This window comes from Rhizobium sp. WYJ-E13 (assembly GCF_018987265.1).
GTDB lineage: Bacteria > Pseudomonadota > Alphaproteobacteria > Rhizobiales > Rhizobiaceae > Rhizobium.
Window position 1 is genome coordinate 536,187 of record NZ_CP076853.1, and the last position, 16,619, is coordinate 552,805.

Here is a 16,619-nt window from a genome sequence, read left to right on the forward strand (position 1 = left end):
GAAGCGGAGAAGGAAGACACCGGGGATCTGACATGGCCGATGCTCATCAGAAGAATCACGACTATCACATCATAGCTCCGAGCCCGTGGCCGATACTGGCCTCGCTCGGCGCATTCCTGATGGCCTTCGGCGGCGTCGGCTATATGCGCTACCTGAACGGCGGCTCGCTGCATGTTCTCGGTATCGAGTGGGCTCATCCGTGGGTCTTCTTCATCGGCCTCGCTGTCGTTTTCTACGTCATGTATGGCTGGTGGTCGGACACCGTGAAGGAGGCCCATGAGGGCGCCCATACGCGCGTCGTGTCTCTGCACCTGCGCTACGGCATGATCATGTTCATCGCTTCGGAAGTGATGTTCTTCGTCGCCTGGTTCTGGGCCTATTTCGACGCCAGCCTCTTTCCGCACGAAGCCATCCAGGCTTCGCGCCTTGCCTATACCGGCGGTGTCTGGCCGCCGAAGGGTATCGAGGTTCTCGATCCCTGGCACCTGCCGATCTACAACACCGTCATTCTGCTGCTCTCGGGCACGACGGTGACTTGGGCTCACCACGCTCTCTTGCACAACGACCGCAAGGGCCTTATCCAGGGCCTGACGCTGACGGTTCTGCTCGGCGTGCTCTTCTCCAGCGTCCAGGCCTATGAATATGCGCATGCTCCGTTCGAGTTCCGCAACTCGATCTACGGCGCGACCTTCTTCATGGCCACGGGCTTCCACGGTTTCCACGTTCTGGTCGGCACCATTTTCCTGCTGGTCTGCCTGCTGCGTGCGTTGCGCGGCGACTTCACGCCGAAGCAGCATTTCGGCTTCGAGGCGGCTGCCTGGTACTGGCACTTCGTCGACGTCGTCTGGCTGTTCCTGTTCTTCTGCATCTACGTCTGGGGCGGTTGGGGTGCTCCGGTCGCCGCAGGCTGATCCAGTCAGGATGGAAATTAAAAAGGCGGGTGCCACTGGCCCCGCCTTTTTCTTTGTCTCGACGCTGATTCTATATCTTACCGTTGCCCGGCCAGCCTTTCGAAGGCCGAAGGCTCGGGAATACCGAGATCCAGCTGATGGCGGATCGCCTCGGCGCATTCGAGCGCAGTCAGCACGGATGTATCGACCTCCATGTCGTAGAGACCCGGACGATGCACCTCGTCCTGCCAGCGCTGCACCGGTTCGGGAATGGACGCGTCCTCCGTGGCGCGCAGATAAAGCGTCTCGCGCCCTTCCTCGACAATTTCGCGCCGCTGCATGATCGTTTCGATCGGACAACGTATGCCGACGAACAGCACGGGAAAGCCCTCCAGCCGCCGGGCGCAGTCGCCGAGGATGCCGAGCGGCTGGGAGTAGCTGTCATGATGGCCGAGATCTGCGACGACGTTGAGGCCCAATCCGGCATGAATAGCGATCGATTCATAGAGCGCTGCGTAGAGGAACGGTACCAGTTCCTCCAGGTCCGGTCGTTCGCCGCCCGGCCTCAGCCCGATGCCGGGCAGGTAGCGCTTCGGCGTCATGGCATTATAGGTATCGACGCCGAGATTGATCCACGGCCCCTCAAATTCTTCCTGGATCGCGCGCGCAATGCTGGATTTGCCGCTTCGCGGCGCGCCGTTCAGGATTATGATCTGTCCGGCATGGCTATCATCTCTCATCAGTCTTCTTCTTCTGTTTGGCGCGAATCACTGAGGCGAAAACGCGCAGGCCTTTCCATTCGGGATGCGAATACTTTATGGGAGAGTTAAGGCAGACGACGAAAAGGCGTCGGCAGGGAGATGGTCATGAGTGAAGACAACGCACAATTTCCGCCGGTCGATCCGGTCAAGAGCGGTATCAAGGGATGCTGCCCACGCTGCGGTCATGGTCAGCTCTTCGATGGTGTACTTGGCTTGAAACCGCGCTGCGCCGCCTGCGGCCTGGACTATTCCTTCGCCGATGCAGGCGATGGTCCCGCCGTCTTCGTCATCCTCATCGTCGGCTTCATCATCATCGGTTCGGTGCTCTGGCTGCAGGTCAACTACGCTCCGCCGATCTGGGTCCACATCCTGCTCTTCGGTCCGCTGACGGTCATTCTTTCCCTGGTGGCGCTGCGTTGGTGCAAGGGTATCCTCATCGCCATGCAATATCGCCACAATGCCCGTGAGGGTCGCTTGAGTGATTGATATTGAAAGTCCGGCCCCGCGCCGCAAGCTGCCGGTCTTTACCGGCATGGCGGTCCTCATTGCGCTCGCCATCCTGATCTCGCTCGGCACCTGGCAGGTGGAGCGCCTTCACTGGAAGGAAGGCCTGCTCGCCGATATCGCCGAGCGTCGCGCAGCCGCCCCGGTTCTGCTTGCGGATATCGAGTCCATGGCGGCTCAGGGCGGTGATATTGAATATCGTACAGTTACAGCCGCCGGCCGCTACATCAACAATAAGGAGCGCCACTTCTTCGCCACCTGGCGAGGCCAGACCGGCTATTACATCTACACGCCGCTGCAGCTTGAAGACGGGCGCTACCTCTTCGTCAACAGAGGCTTCGTTCCCTATGAGAACAAGGAGCCGGAAATGCGCATGCAGGGCCAGTTGACTGGCCAGCAGACGGTAACCGGCCTCGCGCGTGCAAAACTTCCCGCCAAGCCTTCGTGGCTGGTGCCTGACAACGACGTGGTGAAGAACATCTTCTACTGGAAGGATCTCGATGTGATGGCATCGAGCGTCGATCTCGACAAGGCCAGTGTCGTGCCCTTCTTCGTCGATGCCGATTCCACGCCCAATCCAGCGGGTTTTCCGATCGGTGGCGTGACACAGGTCGATCTGCCGAACGACCATCTGCAATATGCCTTTACCTGGTACGGGCTGGCGGTGGTGCTGGCCGTCGTCGTCGCTATCTCCTGGTTCCGCCGCAAGGGTGCCGCGCAATAGTATCGCTTCAATTCCATCCCATATTGGGTTAGAGGTCCCTGAAGCTTAACCTGGATATGTCATGAACATTGCGGCAAAACCTCCTTTGACGATCAGGCTCTGCGGTCCGCGCGGCTTCTGTGCTGGCGTCGATCGGGCGATCCAGATCGTCGTGCTGGCGCTGAAGGCCTATGGCGCGCCCGTCTATGTCCGCCACGAGATTGTCCATAACCGCTATGTCGTGGAAGGGCTGGAAGCCAAGGGTGCGGTCTTCGTCGAGGAGCTTGACGAGATCCCGGCGGAACATCGCGCCCAGCCGGTCGTCTTTTCCGCCCATGGCGTGCCGAAATCCGTGCCCGAGGATGCGAACGCCCGCAACCTCTTCTATCTCGACGCAACCTGTCCGCTGGTCTCCAAGGTCCACAAGCAGGCGATGCGCCATAATCGCCTCGGCCGCCATGTCGTCCTGATCGGCCATGCCGGCCATCCCGAGGTAATCGGCACCATGGGCCAGCTTCCTGAAGGTACCGTCTCTCTGGTCGAGACCGTCGAGGACGTCGATGCCTATGAGCCTGCTGATCCCGATAATCTCGGCTATGTCACCCAGACGACGCTCTCGGTCGACGATACTGCCGGTGTTATCAAGCGGCTGGAAGAGCGCTTCCCCAATCTGAAGGCGCCGGCTGCCGATTCCATCTGCTATGCCACGACCAATCGCCAGGAAGTGGTGAAGGATGCTGCCCCCGGTTGCGATCTGTTCATCATTGTCGGCGCGCCGAATTCGTCCAATTCCAAGCGGCTCGTCGAAGTGGCGCTCCGGGCCGGGGCGAAGAGGTCGATCCTCGTGCAGCGCGCTTCCGAACTCGACTGGGATGAGATTGGCCCGATTGGTACGCTCGGCCTGTCCGCCGGTGCTTCCGCCCCGGAAGTGATCGTCAACGAGATCATCGAGGCCTTCCGCACCCGCTTCGATGCCCGTGTCGAGCTTGCCGAAACCGTGCAGGAAAACGAACATTTCCTCGTCAATCGCGAACTGCGCAGTCTTGAACTGACCACGGCTGACATGGCATTCGTGAACGGGGAGTGAGGCGAGGAGATCCCTCCATCCTGCCCCATCTGATCAGACCGCCTCTACAGTGAGAGACCCACCTTGGCAGTTTATACTGATATCGCCGAAGACGATCTGAAATGGTTTCTCACCGAATACGATGCCGGCACGCTGCTTTCCTACAAGGGCATCGCCGAAGGCGTGGAGAATTCCAACTTCCTGCTGCACACATCCAAGGCGCCGCTCATTCTGACGCTTTATGAGAAGCGCGTGGAAAAGAGCGATCTGCCGTTCTTCCTCGGCCTGATGCAGCATCTGGCGGCCGGCGGCCTGTCCTGCCCGCTGCCGCTGCCGCGCAAGGACGGTGCTCTGCTCGGCACGCTGTCAGGCCGTCCCGCAGCGCTCATTTCCTTCCTCGAAGGCATGTGGCTGAGAAAGCCCGAACCGAAACATTGCCGCGAAGTCGGCAAGGCGTTGGCGCAGATGCATGTCGCTGCCGAAGGTTTTGCGCTGACGCGGCCGAACGCGTTGTCGCTGGAAGGCTGGCAGACGCTCTGGGACAAGTCGGAGGCACGCGCCGACGAGGTGGAGTTCGGCCTGCAGAACGAAATCCGCAGCGATCTCGATTTCCTGCGGACCTATTGGCCGAAGGATTTGCCCGCTGGCGTCATCCACGCCGATCTTTTCCCTGATAACGTCTTCTTCCTTGGTGACGAACTCTCGGGCCTCATCGATTTCTATTTCGCCTGCAACGATCTGCTCGCCTATGACGTCTCAATCTGCCTCAATGCCTGGTGCTTCGAGAAGGATGGTGCCTACAACATCACCAAGGGTACGCAGATGCTCGAGGGTTACCAGAGCGTGCGGCCGTTGAGTGCTCAGGAGATCGCGGCGCTGCCGGTCCTCTCCCGCGGTTCGGCCCTGCGTTTCTTCCTGACCCGTCTCTACGACTGGCTCACGACGCCGGAAGGCGCGATGGTCACCAAGAAGGACCCGCTCGAATATCTGCGCAAGCTGCGCTTCCACCGCCAGATTTCCTCGCCGGCGGAATACGGATTGAGCCTATGAAGCACATCGATATCTTCACGGATGGGGCGTGCTCCGGCAATCCCGGCCCCGGCGGGTGGGGCGCCGTGTTGCGCTACGGCGAGGTCGAGAGGGAGCTCTCCGGCGGCGAGGCGGACACGACCAACAACCGAATGGAATTGTTGGCTGCCATCTCCGCGCTCAGCGCCTTGAAAGAGCCCTGCGAGGTCGATCTCTACACCGATAGCGCCTATGTGAAAGACGGCATTTCCAAATGGATATTCGGCTGGAAGAAGAACGGCTGGAGGACATCGGACAATAAGCCGGTGAAGAATGCCGAGCTCTGGCAGGCGCTGGAGGAGGCCCGCAACAGGCACAAAGTGACGCTCCATTGGGTCAAGGGCCATGCCGGTCACCCGGAGAACGAGCGTGCCGACGAACTGGCCCGCAAGGGCATGGAGCCGTTCAAGAAGAGCAAGAAGGCAGGCTGATCAAGCCGCCTGTCGCTGCTCGTTGGCTGCATTCTGTATCAGTCGGTGCAGATATTCCAGCTTCGTGACGACCGGCGAAGACAGCACGAAGGGATAGGAATCCGGCTGGCCCATGCTGCGCTGGATCGCATTGATCGCAAGGCTGAGCGGCACCCACGCGCTGACGAGCTGTTCGGCGCTCTGTGCCCGATAGGGACTGAAATCAACCTCCGCCGCAATCTCTTCATGGCCGCGCGGATCGATCGCCATGCCGAAGCTGCGCGCGGTCTCCAGCGTATCGACGATGTGCAGGTAATGCGCGAAGCATTCCGCAAAATCCTCCCAGGGATGTACGGAGGCATAGGCACTGATGAAGTTCTCCTGCCAACCGGGAGCCGGCCCATTGGCATAGTGGTCCTGCAATGCCGCGCCATAGTCGTGCCGCTCGTCGCCGAAGACGGCGCGGAATTCGTCGAAACCATTGCGGTCGCGCACGAGCTTGTTCCAGATGAAATGTCCGGTCTCATGACGGAAATGGCCGAGCAGGGTGCGATAGGGCTCGTCCATCGCCGTGCGCGCCTGCTCACGGGTCACGTCATCCGCCTCCGCCGCACGGATGGCGATCAGCCCTTCTTCATGCCCTGTCATGGCCGGGACCACATTGCCGTCGTTTTGGACGGCGTCTTCCAGGAAGTCGAAGACGAGGCCGCCTTGCGGGTCTTCCTGCCGATCCGGATGCGGCAGATTCCAGCGCAACAGCGAATAGAAGAGATGGCGCTGTGCCTGGCTCATGCGCCGCCAGCGGTCGATGCCTTCTGGCGTATCGGTGTTCGGCACCAGCCGGTTATGCCGGCAGGCGATGCAGAAATCATTGTTGTCATCGACCAGCCAGTTGCAGATATCGAGACCCGCATTGGCGCAGAACCGCACGAGCCGGTTCGAATCGGAGACGAGCTGCCAGTTTGCCTCATCGAACGATTCCAGTGCATGCATGGAAAGATCGCCCGCAAAGAAGCCGAGGCGATGATTGCAGCGCACGCACTGCCTGTTGTCGAAATGGATGACCTGATCGCAATTATCGCAGGCAAACAACCTCATGGCAGCCCCCTAAATGCCCGCCGCATAGGTACCGCAGGCATTGCCGACGGGAAACGCTAATGAACGAGTTTCGTTCCGGAAGGATGCAATCAGGCGTGGCCGGCTTCCGCCGAAAGCATGGCCGGCGTGACACCCATACTGGCAAGCGCCCGCTCATACTTGTCATCGAGGCAGCGATCGAAGATCAGCTCTTCATTGGCCGCGCAATTGAGCCAGCCATTGGCTGCCACCTCGTTTTCAAGCTGGCCCGCGCCCCAGGAGGAGTAACCGAGCAGCATGGTCGCCCGCTTGGGGCCGCCGCCCTTGGAGATGGCGCGCACGATATCGAGCGTCGCCGTCAGGCAGATATCGTCGCTGACGGGGATGGAGGAGTCGCTGACATAATCGTCGGAATGCAACACGAAACCGCGGCCGCTCTCGACCGGACCGCCCGTCTGGATCGGAAATTCCCGTGCATCCTTCGGCAGTACGATGGAATCTTCCTGCTTTATCATATCGAGATGCAGCAGGACATCGGTGAAGGTGAGGCTCTGCGGGCGATTGATGACGAAGCCCATGGCCCCTGCGTCCGAGTGCGCGCAGATGTAGATCACCGTGCGCGCAAAGTTGCGATCTTCCATGCCGGGCATGGCGATCAGGAACTGACCGTCGAAAAATCCGCGTTCCCGTCTGTTCTTCAACGTTGCTAGGGACATGGTTCCTCCTGCCGCCAGACCGCACAAAAGGCTCCGACAAGAGAAACATGGGCCAATGTCACAAATCAATCAACTGAAAATGAAGATTTATATGGGCGGGACTTCTGGCAGCAATTGGCAAATTTCGGTAAACCCTTGTTCCATGAGAGTTATTTCATTGCGCGCGCACGCCCTGTTAATTGCAGTCATTTCGGCTGCGTCCATGGCCGGATTGTTGCGTCCGGCGCATGCGGAAATGAGCGACTGGGTGCAGAACGAGGGTGGCCGCATGCGTCTCGTGGCACTGCCGCCTGATGCTGCCGGCCATATAAGGGCAGGCCTGCAGATCGAACCGAAGCCTGGCTGGATCACCTATTGGCGTGAGCCAGGCAACAGCGGGATCCCGCCGCAGATCACCATCGCACCGCAAAGCGGCGTCACGCTTGATGCCATTTCCTATCCCGTTCCGAAACATATCTCCAGTGGCAAGGTCGAGGATATCGGCTATGGGGCTCCGGTGACACTGCCATTATCGCTGACGGCTTCGAAGGCGGGGCCGGTCGCAATAGACGCCACCGCTTTCATCGGCATCTGCAAGGATATATGCATTCCTTTTCAGGCGCAGTTTTCGCTGAAAATCGGCGCTGTCGCTCAGTCGCGGCCGCAGGAGGAAATGATCCTTCGGAATGCTGCTGCCCGCCTTCCCGAAGCGCCGTCCGCCGATTTCGAGGTTGTGGCATACGCGATGTCATCCGACCTGAAGCAACTCTCGCTGAAAGTTACTCTGCCGGAAGCGGGGAATGGATCGCCCGAAATCATCGTTACCGGCCCCAGCGGCTATGCCTTCACCAAGCAGATAAACGTGGGGCGCAGCGGCAAGGCCTATTCCGCCGATATCGCCATCGGAAAGCTGCCGAAAAATTACGATATCAAGGGCAAGCAGTGGGGAGTGCTCATCGTTGACGGCGCCCGCGCCATGGAAACCACGCTTGCCTTTGATTGACCGCATCTTATAGTCCCTCTCGATCCCCTGCGGCCATGCCGCGACCAGCCAGTATCGAGGAGAAAATCCATGACCATCGCGATCGGCGGCAAGCTTCCTGCCGCCACCTTCAAGGAAAAGACTGCCGACGGCCCGGTCGAAACCACCACCGAGCAACTCTTCGGCGGCAAGCGCGTCGTGCTCTTTGCCGTGCCCGGCGCCTTCACGCCCACCTGTTCGCTGAACCACCTGCCGGGCTATCTTGAAAACCGCGATGCCATTCTCGCCAAGGGCGTCGACGATATCGCCGTTCTTGCCGTCAACGATTGGCATGTCATGGGCGCCTGGGCACAGTCTTCGGGCGGCCTCGGCAAGATCCACTTCCTCGCCGACTGGGATGCCGGCTTCACCAAGGCAGTCGGTCTCGATGCCGATCTCTCGGCGGGTGGCCTGGGCGTGCGCTCCAAGCGCTATTCCATGCTGGTCGAAGACGGTGTCGTGAAGTCGCTCAACGTCGAAGAAACGCCCGGCCAGGCAACGGTTTCCGGTGCTGCGGCGATGCTTGAGCAGCTCTGAGCTGGAAACGTATCATTGCGAATGTCAAAGGCGCCCTCGGGCGCCTTTTCAATGCTCGACGTTGAAATGCGCATCAAGATCGCGATGGCCTTCCAGAATATTCACGATCTCAAGTGCATCGTTTCTGTATTGAAAGAAGATAACGTATGTCCGGTATGCCACGCTTCGCATTTCCGGACGCAATTCGGGTCACGACATCTTTTACGGAGCTTGGAGACGAAACTCTCCGCAAGTTCGGTACTTCCGCTTTGCTGCTCAATGTAATCCAGAATATAGAGGATGTCGCGTTGGGCGTCTGTCAGATAGCGTAATCGAGGCACTATTTAGCTCTCTTCGCCTTTAGTTCAGCCACTCTCGTTTCGATCGCCGCTCGAAGTTCATCGTTGCTAACATTGCCGCCACGAGCAATCGAGGCTTCCAGCGTTTCGCGAAGCCTAGCAAGCTTCGCTTCCCGCTCCTCTACCAGCCGCAAGCCTTCGCGCAACACTTCGCTCGCAGAGCCAAGCGTCCGTCTTTGACGGCTTGTTCAACGAATTTTTCCCAGCGTTCACCAATGGACACGTTCATAGCAATCGTCTCCGTCCAATCTCGATAACAAAATATGCGCATTAGATAGCATTGCGCCAAGAGTGCATTCCGCCTCATTCTCGCCGCAATTGTTATAACATAACTGTAATGTTATTACGTAAAGGAATTGAGAATGCCGCCCATATCCGCACATTTTGCCATTAGTCTCCTTGGGCAGTCGGCGTTTCTGCGCCTGAGTGGTGCGGGCGCCATCGTCGCGCTTCTCTGGCTGGCGATCCATTGGGCGATCCTGCTGCCATGAGCGCTGCGATCATCCGCCTCGACAACCTGACGGTCTCCTATGATCGTCATCCTGCACTCCATCATCTCTCCGGCACGTTTCAGCCCGGCAGCCTGACGGCAATCGCCGGGCCGAATGGCGCCGGAAAATCAACGCTGCTCAAGGCGATCATGGGGGAATTGCGTCCTGCAGAGGGGCGGGTGGAGCATCGTCTCCAGCGCACGGATTTCGGCTATCTGCCACAGGCGGCTGACATCAACAGGCGCTTTCCGATCTCGGTGCTGGATACGGTGCTGCTCGGAAGCTGGCGCTCGGCCGGTGCCTTTGGCCGCATCGCAAAGCAGGACACTGCGCGTGCCCGCGCCGCGCTTGCCACCGTCGGTCTCGAGAGGTTCGAAAAGCGCCATATCGGCTCGCTTTCGGCCGGCCAGTTCCAGCGTGTGCTCTTCGCCCGCCTGCTGCTGCAGGATGCGCGCATCATCCTGCTTGACGAACCTTTCACCGCCATCGATGCCCGCACGACCAGGGATCTGCTCGACATTGTCGTCTGCTGGCATGGCGACGGGCGGACGGTGATTGCCGTGCTCCATGATTTCGAACAGGTGAGGGCGTATTTCCCGCAGACCTTGCTGCTTGCCCGCCGGCTGGTCGGCTGGGGGCCGACGCAGGAGGTCATGTCGTCTGCCAATCTTCTGCAGGCCCGCGCCATGGCCGAACGTTGGGATGAGGATGCCGAAGCCTGCGAGCCGGCGGCATGACGGCCTACGATATCTTCTTCGCACCCTTTGCCGATTATGGCTTCATGCGCCGTGCGCTCGTCGCCTGCCTGTGCCTGGGGCTTGGTTCCGGCCCCATCGGTGTTTTCCTGATGATTCGCCGCATGAGCCTCATGGGAGACGCCATGAGCCATGCCGTGCTGCCCGGTGCCGCGGTCGGTTACCTCGTCGCCGGCTCGCTGTCGCTGACGGCCATGGGCATCGGCGGACTTGTCGCTGGTCTTTCCGTCGCGCTGCTATCAGGTGTCGTCAGCCGCATGACCGCGCTGCAGGAGGATGCGAGCTTTGCGAGCTTCTATCTCGTATCGCTGGCCTTGGGCGTTCTCATAGTCTCCTTGCGTGGCTCCAACATCGATCTGCTGCATGTGCTTTTTGGCACCATCCTCGCGATCGACGCGCCGGCGCTGACGCAGATCGGCGCCATCATGTCGGTCACACTATTGGCGCTCGCGGTCATCTATCGGCCGCTGGTCGCGGAATGTTTCGATCCCGGCTTCCTGCGCGCCGTCGGCGGGCGCGGACCGGTCTATCATTTCCTCTTCCTGCTGTTGGTCGTGCTGAACCTCGTTGCGAGCTTCCAGGCGCTCGGCACGCTGATGGCCGTCGGCCTGATGATGCTGCCGGCTGCGATCGCCCAACTCTGGTCGCGCAGCTTGTCCGCCATGATGATCATTGCGGCGGCAAGTGCCGCGGCTTCCGGCTATCTCGGCCTCATCGCCTCCTATCACCTTGAGCTTGCCTCCGGCCCGACGATCATCATGACCGCGGCTCTGCTCTACGGCCTCTCCATTTTCTGCGCCCCGTCGGGCCTTGCCCGGCGCTTATTCCCCCGCCCGCATCTGAAGGGCTGATTACAGGAGACATCGATGTTACCTAGCAGATTGCTTCTTTCCGCCGCCTTGCCCATCCTGATCACGCTTTCGGCCGTGCCGGCTTCGGCCGAAACGCTGAAGGTCGTCGCCTCCTTCACCGTGCTTGCCGATGTCGTCCGCCAGGTTGGCGGCGATCACGTTAAGGTCACGAGCCTCGTCGGCCCGAACGGCGATCCCCATGAATTCGAGCCGTCGCCGGCCGATGCGAAGGCGCTGAATGCCGCTAAAGTCACCTTCGTCAGCGGCGAGGGACTGGAAGGCTGGATGGACCGCCTGATCACTGCCTCTGGCTACAAGGGCAAGCCGGTCACGGTCTCCGAAGGCATCAATACCCGCACGATGGAAGAGGATGGCAAGACCGTCACCGATCCGCATGTCTGGAACAGCCCCGTCAACGTGAAGGTCTGGGTCGCCAACATCGAGAAGGCGTTGTCCAACGCCGACCCGGCCGATGCCGCGGCCTACAAGGCCAATGCTGAGAAATATACAAAGAAACTGGACGAACTGGATGCCTATGCGCATTCCAAATTCGACAAGATCGCCGATGACCGCCGCAAGGTGCTGACGAGCCACGATGCGTTCGGCTATTTTGGCCGTGAATATAATGTCAGCTTCCTGGCACCGCTTGGTCTCTCGACAGAAAGCGAAGCCTCCGCAGCCGACGTCTCCAAGTTGATCGAGCAGATCAAGCAGGAACACGTAAAGACCTACTTCTTCGAAAACTCCAACGATCCGCGCCTCGTCAAACAGGTCGCCACCGCGACCGGTGCCGAGCCGGGCGGTGAGCTCTACGTCGAATCTCTCTCGGACTCGAAAGGCCCAGCCCCGACCTACGAGAAGATGTTCCGCTACAATGTCGACCAGCTCTCCACCGCCATGGCGAAGTCGAGCTGAGTTACCAAGGTCTCAGATAACGAGATCGAAAACCAAGAGGCCGGCCAGGCCTCCATCCGTCGACGAGACGATGCGCTCGCCGACGGTCACATGCTCGGGATGCACGAGATAGGTATCACGAGCCTCGGGGCTTTCGAAGGTCACGGCAAAGCCGTCGACGAAACCGCCATGCAGCCCCTCGGGTGAAACATTCGGCCCGTATTTAATGTCAAGAATTCCCGGGATCACCTGCTTCAGCGCCACGATGGCGTCGAACAGCGCCTGCTTGTCGTCAGGCGTCATAGCGCCCTTCAGCCGCATGAATACGCAGTGCAGGATCATAAGGTGCCTCCCGGTTGTGTTTTCGGGCAGAATAACGAGGAAAACGGCAAGGGCAATGATATTTCGTTTCCGCAGTCGCTAGACCTGTCGGAGCCAGCCAGCCTACATTTGGTCCGCTACCGTTACCGGACGCTTATAGATCTTGCGGACCAGATCGTTGGACAAGCCGCGTGCAGCGGTCTTCTGCTCTTCCGTCATCGGACGGCAGGTATCCTTGAGGTTGGAGCCGTCGATCACGGTCGCTGCCCCGGAATTGGCGATAACGATATGCCAACTGCAAGCAGCGACCTTGTCGATGATCACAGCGCCCCGGCAACCAGTCGAGAGGCAGAAGGCCACGATGACCTGCGCGCCGTGATCTCCTTTGTGGGCGAGCGTATAGGCGGCCGTGAAGTCCCTCTTCAATTTTTCACAACGTCCCGGCTCGTCTGCCGCCTGGCAGCTCAGTGCGGCGGGTTGGAATTCGGCGGCGTAGAGGGGAGAGACGCAACAGGCGCCCATCGAGAGAGCGAGCAAAAGCTTGAGCATTGGATTTTCCTTGTTGCGTTGAGGCAGAGGGTCACATCGACGGCCAATGGTCAATGGCGCCACCTGGCAAAGAAAGCCGTATCGATCGAAGAGCCGCGAATCCCCCGGAAAAAGCTGGTGAACGGGCCTTGGGATCAAGCACGCTTCGTCAGCGGAAAGCGTTCCCTCAGCAGCCGCAGCACCGATTCCGACGGCATCGGCGGGCCGAAGAGGTAGCTCTGGCCATAGCTGCAGCCCATCTTGGCCAGCTCGATCGCATCCTCGTTGGATTCGATACCCTCGGCCACAACCTTCATTTCCAGTTCGCGCGCCATCGAAATGACCGATTTCAGCACGGTCGCCTTCTTGTCGCTGTTGTCGCGCACCAGCGCCCTGTCGAGCTTGATCGTGTCGAAGGGGAAGCGGGTAAGGTAGGCGAGCGATGAATAGCCGGTGCCGAAGTCGTCGAGCGCCAGGCCGAGGCCGGCTTCCTTCAGCTTTTGCAGCACGAGGCGCGCCTGTTCCGGATTCTCCATCACCATGGATTCCGTCAGCTCGAGCTTCAGTTGCGAAGGATCGCAATGGGTCTTCGCCAGCACCGAGCGGACGTCGTCGTAGAGCTCGTTGTTGAGTAGCTGCACGCTGGAAAGATTGATGGAAACGAAAATCGGCAGTTCGCCGGTCTGGTTCTGCCAGGCCATCAGGTCGTTGGTCGCCTGTTCCAGTGCGAAAATGCCGAGTGCGCCGATAATGTCGGATGTTTCGGCGATCGGGATGAACTCGGATGGCGGGATATTGCCGCGCTTGGGGTGCTCCCAGCGCATCAACGCCTCGAAGCCGGCGATCTCGACATCTTCCAGCCGGGCGATCGGCTGGTAGACCATCGAAAGCTCCTTGCGCTCGATGGCGCGGCGCAGATCCGATTCGAGCTGCAAACGGTCGGTGCCGAAATCGCGGAAGGCCGGCTGGAAGGGCTCCACGCGGTTGCCGCCGGCGCGCTTGGCCCGATACATGGCAAGTTCGGCGTCGCTGAGCAAACCCGACGCGCTCTCCTGCTGGTCCACCCAGGAGGCGAGGCCGATGGAGGCAGTCAGGATAATCTCCCGGTTGGAGAAGTTGATCGGCACCATGATCGCCTTGCTCATTGCATCGGCGAAATCCGCGACCTTGGCCGGATCATGCTCGGAAACGAGGATGAGGCCGAACTGATCGCCGGAAAGGCGCGCCAGCGTATCCTGCGGCTTCAGCAGGCGTCGCAGGCGGCGGGTGAGCGCGATCAGGATATTGTCACCTGCGGCGACACCGAGGGAATCGTTGACCAGCTTGTAGCGGTCGATGTCGATCACCATCACGGTCGGGCGCAGCGTCTCGCCGCCCGGCGCCAGCGTCAGCACCGACTGCAGGCGGTCGAGGAACACCTGCCGGTTCGGCAGACCTGTCAGGTTGTCGTGCAATGCATCGTGCAGTAGCCGCTCGACGGAATTCTTCTGTTCGGTCACATCGACAATCGTGCCGACGCAGCGGATGATCTCGCCGTTCGAGCCGAGAACCGGCCGGGCGCGGATCAGCAGCCAATGGAAATGGCCGTCTTCGGCGCGGATGCGGAACTCGTGGTTCAGCCGCCCGCGGCGATGTTCCAGCAGCACGTCGAGCGTGGCGCGGAAGCGATCGCGATCGTCAGGGTGCAGCCGCGGCAGCCAGTTGCGCGCCGCACCATGCATCGCACCCGGCGACAGCCCGAGCTTGACGGAAACGTCGGGAATGGTGACGACGCGGTCGCGCGCCACATCCCAGTCCCAGACCATGTCGCCCGAACCCGTCAGTGCCAGCGACTGGCGTTCGAGATCGGAGAACAGCCCCTGCTGGAAGGCGCCGCCGGCAAAGGCGTGCTGCATGACGGTAAAGCCGATCAGCAGCACGATGAGAACGAGGCCACCGCCGAGTGCCGGCTGGATGATGTCATTATCGAGCCGGCCGGTAATCGTCATCCATGCGCCGAACAGCCAGACCAGCGTCAGCGCCCATGCAGGCACGAGCAGGATGGCGCGGTCATAGCGGTTGAAGCCGAGATAGATGATGAGCAACAGGCCGGTCGCCGCCGTCAGCGCGAAGGACAGCCGCGCGATGCCAGCCGCGATCGACGGATCGTAGATCGCAACGCCGAACAGCAGCGCGAGGCCCAGCACCCAGGCAAGCGTGGCATAGCCGAGATGCACATGCCATCGATTGAGATTGAGGTAGGTGAACAGGAAGATGACGAAACTGGAGGCGAGCGCCACCTCCGCACAGGCGCGCCATATTCGTTGATCTGCCGAGGCGACGCTGATCAGCTTTCCCAGAAAGCCGAAGTCGACGCAGATATAGCCGAGCACAGCCCAGGCGAGGGCCGCCGTCGCCGGCAGCATCGAGGTTCCCTTGACGACGAAGAGGATCGTCAGGAAGACCGCGAGCAGGCCGGCAATGCCGAGAACGATGCCGCGATAAAGCGTAAAGGCGTTGATCGTATCCTTATACGCGTTCGGCTCCCACAGATAGATCTGCGGCAGATTGGGCGTCGCAAGTTCGGCGACGAAGGTGATGACCGCGCCGGGGTTCAGCGTGATGCGGAAGACGTCGGCATCGTCACTCGGCTGCCGGTCGAGCGCAAAACCCTCGCTCGGCGTGATCGCGATGATGCGCTGCGAGCCGAGGTCGGGCCAGAACAGCTTGGAATTGACGAGACGGAAGTGCGGCGCGACGATGACGCGCTCGAGCTGCTCTTCCGAAACGTTGGCAAGCGCAAAGACCGCCCAGTCGCCCTGATGGTTTTCCGAGCTCGACCGCACCTCGATGCGCCGGCGGATGCCATCGGCGCCGGCAGCGGTGGAAACCTGGAAGGCCTCGCCCTGGTTGGCGTAGATTTCAGTCGTGGCAGTCAGGTCCAGCGCTGTGTCGTCGCGGGAAATCTTCACCGGTTCGGCCGCCTGCACGGTTCCCGCCGCAAGGGCGAACACAGACAGGAGAAGGGCTGCGATCACCGCGATCACTCGTCCGGACGGTGACGTCGGCAGCATGCGGTCTTTGTTCATCGGCTGTTGGGTTTCCTGCCTGTATCCGCGTCGGTGGCCAAGCGTGAAAACATCACGTGATCGTGCCACTGACCGTTGATCTTCAAATATCCGCGCAGGTAGCCTTCCCGCTGGAACCCGGCTTTCTCAAGCAGGCGAATGCTCCGTGCGTTGTCTGGAATACAGGCTGCTTCGATACGGTGCAACTCAAGGCCTGCGAAGATATAGGGAATAACCAGTTGAAGTGCGGCAAACATATGGCCCTGGCCGGCATAACGCTCGCCCATCCAGTAACCGATCATGCAGCTCTGTGCGGCGCCCCGGCGGATGTAGCCGATGGTAATGCCACCGACGAGCGCCATATCCTTTTTCTGGAAAATGAAGAGCGGGATCGCCTGTCCGGAGGCATATTCCTGCTTGCCGCGGATCACCCGGGCGCGAAAAGAACCTTCCGTCAGCTCGTCGCGGCGCCATGTCGGCTCCCAGGGTTCCAGAAAACGGCGGCTGTCGGCGCGAAGCCTGTGCCACTGGTTGAAATCCTGGTAGCGTGGCAGGCGCAGGACATATTTGTCGTTTTCGAGTTCGACCGCTTCAGGCTGTCGCGACAGGAACCGAAAAACCGATTTTGGCATCGATAACCCCCGACGCAACGGATATGTCCG

20 protein-coding genes are annotated in these 16,619 nt (G+C 60.3%); 12 read left to right on the forward strand and 8 right to left on the reverse strand.

Features of this window, described 5'->3' with window-relative positions:
- Positions 1-32: 32 nt before the first annotated feature.
- Positions 33-911, forward strand: coding sequence for a cytochrome c oxidase subunit 3 (locus tag KQ933_RS02590; RefSeq protein WP_183735532.1), 879 nt, complete (start codon positions 33-35; stop codon positions 909-911).
- Between the two features lie 77 nt (positions 912-988).
- Here the strand turns inward: KQ933_RS02590 and KQ933_RS02595 are convergent, their stop codons facing one another.
- Positions 989-1,630 (reverse strand): chloramphenicol phosphotransferase CPT family protein, encoded by a 642-nt coding sequence (locus tag KQ933_RS02595; protein WP_216757251.1) that lies wholly within the window; start codon positions 1,628-1,630, stop codon positions 989-991.
- A gap of 126 nt (positions 1,631-1,756) precedes the next feature.
- Between KQ933_RS02595 and KQ933_RS02600 the strand changes: the two genes are divergently transcribed.
- The 5 genes from KQ933_RS02600 (at position 1,757) to rnhA (ending at position 5,423) form a co-directional block, all read left to right on the forward strand.
- Complete coding sequence (locus KQ933_RS02600) at positions 1,757-2,137, forward strand: DUF983 domain-containing protein (RefSeq protein ID WP_216757252.1); 381 nt, start codon at positions 1,757-1,759, stop codon at positions 2,135-2,137.
- Positions 2,130-2,879, forward strand: a complete 750-nt coding sequence (locus tag KQ933_RS02605; protein ID WP_216757253.1) for an SURF1 family protein — start codon at positions 2,130-2,132, stop codon at positions 2,877-2,879. Before KQ933_RS02600 ends, KQ933_RS02605 begins: the two co-directional genes overlap by 8 nt.
- Positions 2,880-2,940: 61 nt before the next feature.
- A complete protein-coding gene (gene ispH / locus KQ933_RS02610; RefSeq protein WP_216757254.1) occupies positions 2,941-3,945 on the forward strand; it encodes a 4-hydroxy-3-methylbut-2-enyl diphosphate reductase in 1,005 nt (334 codons plus the stop codon).
- Positions 3,946-4,008: 63 nt separating this feature from the next.
- Positions 4,009-4,974, forward strand: coding sequence for a homoserine kinase (locus KQ933_RS02615; RefSeq protein WP_216757255.1), 966 nt, complete (start codon positions 4,009-4,011; stop codon positions 4,972-4,974).
- Positions 4,971-5,423, forward strand: coding sequence for a ribonuclease HI (gene rnhA / locus KQ933_RS02620; protein WP_037105623.1), 453 nt, complete (start codon positions 4,971-4,973; stop codon positions 5,421-5,423). The genes KQ933_RS02615 and rnhA overlap by 4 nt, the downstream gene beginning before the upstream one ends.
- Here rnhA and KQ933_RS02625 read toward each other — a convergent pair whose 3' ends face one another.
- Positions 5,424-6,500, reverse strand: coding sequence for a putative zinc-binding metallopeptidase (locus KQ933_RS02625; RefSeq protein ID WP_216757256.1), 1,077 nt, complete (start codon positions 6,498-6,500; stop codon positions 5,424-5,426). It lies immediately after the preceding gene.
- 89 nt (positions 6,501-6,589) lie between these two features.
- Positions 6,590-7,195, reverse strand: a complete 606-nt coding sequence (locus KQ933_RS02630) for a YqgE/AlgH family protein (protein ID WP_216757257.1) — start codon at positions 7,193-7,195, stop codon at positions 6,590-6,592.
- 142 nt (positions 7,196-7,337) lie between these two features.
- On the opposite strand from KQ933_RS02630, the gene KQ933_RS02635 reads away from it, so the two are divergent.
- A complete protein-coding gene (locus tag KQ933_RS02635; protein ID WP_216757258.1) occupies positions 7,338-8,177 on the forward strand; it encodes a protein-disulfide reductase DsbD domain-containing protein in 840 nt (279 codons plus the stop codon).
- 69 nt (positions 8,178-8,246) lie between these two features.
- The gene (locus tag KQ933_RS02640; RefSeq protein WP_216757259.1) at positions 8,247-8,732 is read left to right on the forward strand and encodes a peroxiredoxin; all 486 of its coding nucleotides are present in this window, start codon (positions 8,247-8,249) and stop codon (positions 8,730-8,732) included.
- Between the two features lie 319 nt (positions 8,733-9,051).
- Here KQ933_RS02640 and KQ933_RS02645 read toward each other — a convergent pair whose 3' ends face one another.
- Positions 9,052-9,219, reverse strand: a complete 168-nt coding sequence (locus KQ933_RS02645) for a type II toxin-antitoxin system ParD family antitoxin (protein ID WP_367882504.1) — start codon at positions 9,217-9,219, stop codon at positions 9,052-9,054.
- 213 nt (positions 9,220-9,432) lie between these two features.
- Between KQ933_RS02645 and KQ933_RS33705 the strand changes: the two genes are divergently transcribed.
- The 4 genes from KQ933_RS33705 to KQ933_RS02660 are packed head-to-tail and all read left to right on the forward strand — an operon-like array spanning position 9,433 to position 12,082.
- Positions 9,433-9,561 carry a hypothetical protein gene (locus KQ933_RS33705; RefSeq protein ID WP_281411216.1) on the forward strand — a complete coding sequence of 43 codons (129 nt, stop codon included), beginning with the start codon at positions 9,433-9,435 and terminating at the stop codon, positions 9,559-9,561.
- The gene (locus KQ933_RS02650; RefSeq protein ID WP_216757260.1) at positions 9,558-10,298 is read left to right on the forward strand and encodes a metal ABC transporter ATP-binding protein; all 741 of its coding nucleotides are present in this window, start codon (positions 9,558-9,560) and stop codon (positions 10,296-10,298) included. The genes KQ933_RS33705 and KQ933_RS02650 overlap by 4 nt, the downstream gene beginning before the upstream one ends.
- Positions 10,295-11,167 carry a metal ABC transporter permease gene (locus KQ933_RS02655; protein WP_216757261.1) on the forward strand — a complete coding sequence of 291 codons (873 nt, stop codon included), beginning with the start codon at positions 10,295-10,297 and terminating at the stop codon, positions 11,165-11,167. The genes KQ933_RS02650 and KQ933_RS02655 overlap by 4 nt, the downstream gene beginning before the upstream one ends.
- A 15-nt stretch (positions 11,168-11,182) precedes the next feature.
- The gene (locus tag KQ933_RS02660; protein ID WP_216757262.1) at positions 11,183-12,082 is read left to right on the forward strand and encodes a metal ABC transporter substrate-binding protein; all 900 of its coding nucleotides are present in this window, start codon (positions 11,183-11,185) and stop codon (positions 12,080-12,082) included.
- Between the two features lie 12 nt (positions 12,083-12,094).
- On the opposite strand, the gene KQ933_RS02665 is transcribed toward KQ933_RS02660, so the two are convergent.
- The 4 genes from KQ933_RS02665 to KQ933_RS02680 all read right to left on the reverse strand — a co-directional run bounded on the left by KQ933_RS02665 (position 12,095) and on the right by KQ933_RS02680 (position 16,589).
- On the reverse strand, positions 12,095-12,403 hold the full coding sequence (locus KQ933_RS02665) for a Dabb family protein (protein WP_216757263.1): 309 nt from the start codon (positions 12,401-12,403) through the stop codon (positions 12,095-12,097).
- A gap of 102 nt (positions 12,404-12,505) precedes the next feature.
- The gene (locus KQ933_RS02670) at positions 12,506-12,931 is read right to left on the reverse strand and encodes a hypothetical protein (RefSeq protein ID WP_216757264.1); all 426 of its coding nucleotides are present in this window, start codon (positions 12,929-12,931) and stop codon (positions 12,506-12,508) included.
- Between the two features lie 134 nt (positions 12,932-13,065).
- Positions 13,066-15,978 carry a sensor domain-containing phosphodiesterase gene (locus KQ933_RS02675; RefSeq protein WP_216757265.1) on the reverse strand — a complete coding sequence of 971 codons (2,913 nt, stop codon included), beginning with the start codon at positions 15,976-15,978 and terminating at the stop codon, positions 13,066-13,068.
- Complete coding sequence (locus KQ933_RS02680; protein ID WP_216757266.1) at positions 15,975-16,589, reverse strand: GNAT family N-acetyltransferase; 615 nt, start codon at positions 16,587-16,589, stop codon at positions 15,975-15,977. The genes KQ933_RS02675 and KQ933_RS02680 overlap by 4 nt, the downstream gene beginning before the upstream one ends.
- Between the last annotated feature and the right edge of the window lie 30 nt (positions 16,590-16,619).

Excerpts from the sequence above, each read along its gene's own strand:
- KQ933_RS02650 (WP_216757260.1), top strand. The coding sequence starts at position 9,558 with ATGAGCGCTGCGATCATCCGCCTCGACAACCTGACGGTCTCCTATGAT.
- KQ933_RS02635 (WP_216757258.1), top strand. The coding sequence starts at position 7,338 with ATGAGAGTTATTTCATTGCGCGCGCACGCCCTGTTAATTGCAGTCATT.
- rnhA (WP_037105623.1), top strand. The coding sequence starts at position 4,971 with ATGAAGCACATCGATATCTTCACGGATGGGGCGTGCTCCGGCAATCCC.
- ispH (WP_216757254.1), top strand. The coding sequence starts at position 2,941 with ATGAACATTGCGGCAAAACCTCCTTTGACGATCAGGCTCTGCGGTCCG.
- KQ933_RS02655 (WP_216757261.1), top strand. The coding sequence starts at position 10,295 with ATGACGGCCTACGATATCTTCTTCGCACCCTTTGCCGATTATGGCTTC.
- KQ933_RS02640 (WP_216757259.1), top strand. The coding sequence starts at position 8,247 with ATGACCATCGCGATCGGCGGCAAGCTTCCTGCCGCCACCTTCAAGGAA.
- KQ933_RS02595 (WP_216757251.1), bottom strand. The coding sequence starts at position 1,630 with ATGAGAGATGATAGCCATGCCGGACAGATCATAATCCTGAACGGCGCG.
- KQ933_RS02600 (WP_216757252.1), top strand. The coding sequence starts at position 1,757 with ATGAGTGAAGACAACGCACAATTTCCGCCGGTCGATCCGGTCAAGAGC.
- KQ933_RS33705 (WP_281411216.1), top strand. The coding sequence starts at position 9,433 with ATGCCGCCCATATCCGCACATTTTGCCATTAGTCTCCTTGGGCAGTCG.
- KQ933_RS02675 (WP_216757265.1), bottom strand. The coding sequence starts at position 15,978 with ATGAACAAAGACCGCATGCTGCCGACGTCACCGTCCGGACGAGTGATC.
- KQ933_RS02630 (WP_216757257.1), bottom strand. The coding sequence starts at position 7,195 with ATGTCCCTAGCAACGTTGAAGAACAGACGGGAACGCGGATTTTTCGAC.
- KQ933_RS02660 (WP_216757262.1), top strand. The coding sequence starts at position 11,183 with ATGTTACCTAGCAGATTGCTTCTTTCCGCCGCCTTGCCCATCCTGATC.
- KQ933_RS02680 (WP_216757266.1), bottom strand. The coding sequence starts at position 16,589 with ATGCCAAAATCGGTTTTTCGGTTCCTGTCGCGACAGCCTGAAGCGGTC.
- KQ933_RS02590 (WP_183735532.1), top strand. The coding sequence starts at position 33 with ATGGCCGATGCTCATCAGAAGAATCACGACTATCACATCATAGCTCCG.
- KQ933_RS02625 (WP_216757256.1), bottom strand. The coding sequence starts at position 6,500 with ATGAGGTTGTTTGCCTGCGATAATTGCGATCAGGTCATCCATTTCGAC.
- KQ933_RS02665 (WP_216757263.1), bottom strand. The coding sequence starts at position 12,403 with ATGATCCTGCACTGCGTATTCATGCGGCTGAAGGGCGCTATGACGCCT.
- KQ933_RS02670 (WP_216757264.1), bottom strand. The coding sequence starts at position 12,931 with ATGCTCAAGCTTTTGCTCGCTCTCTCGATGGGCGCCTGTTGCGTCTCT.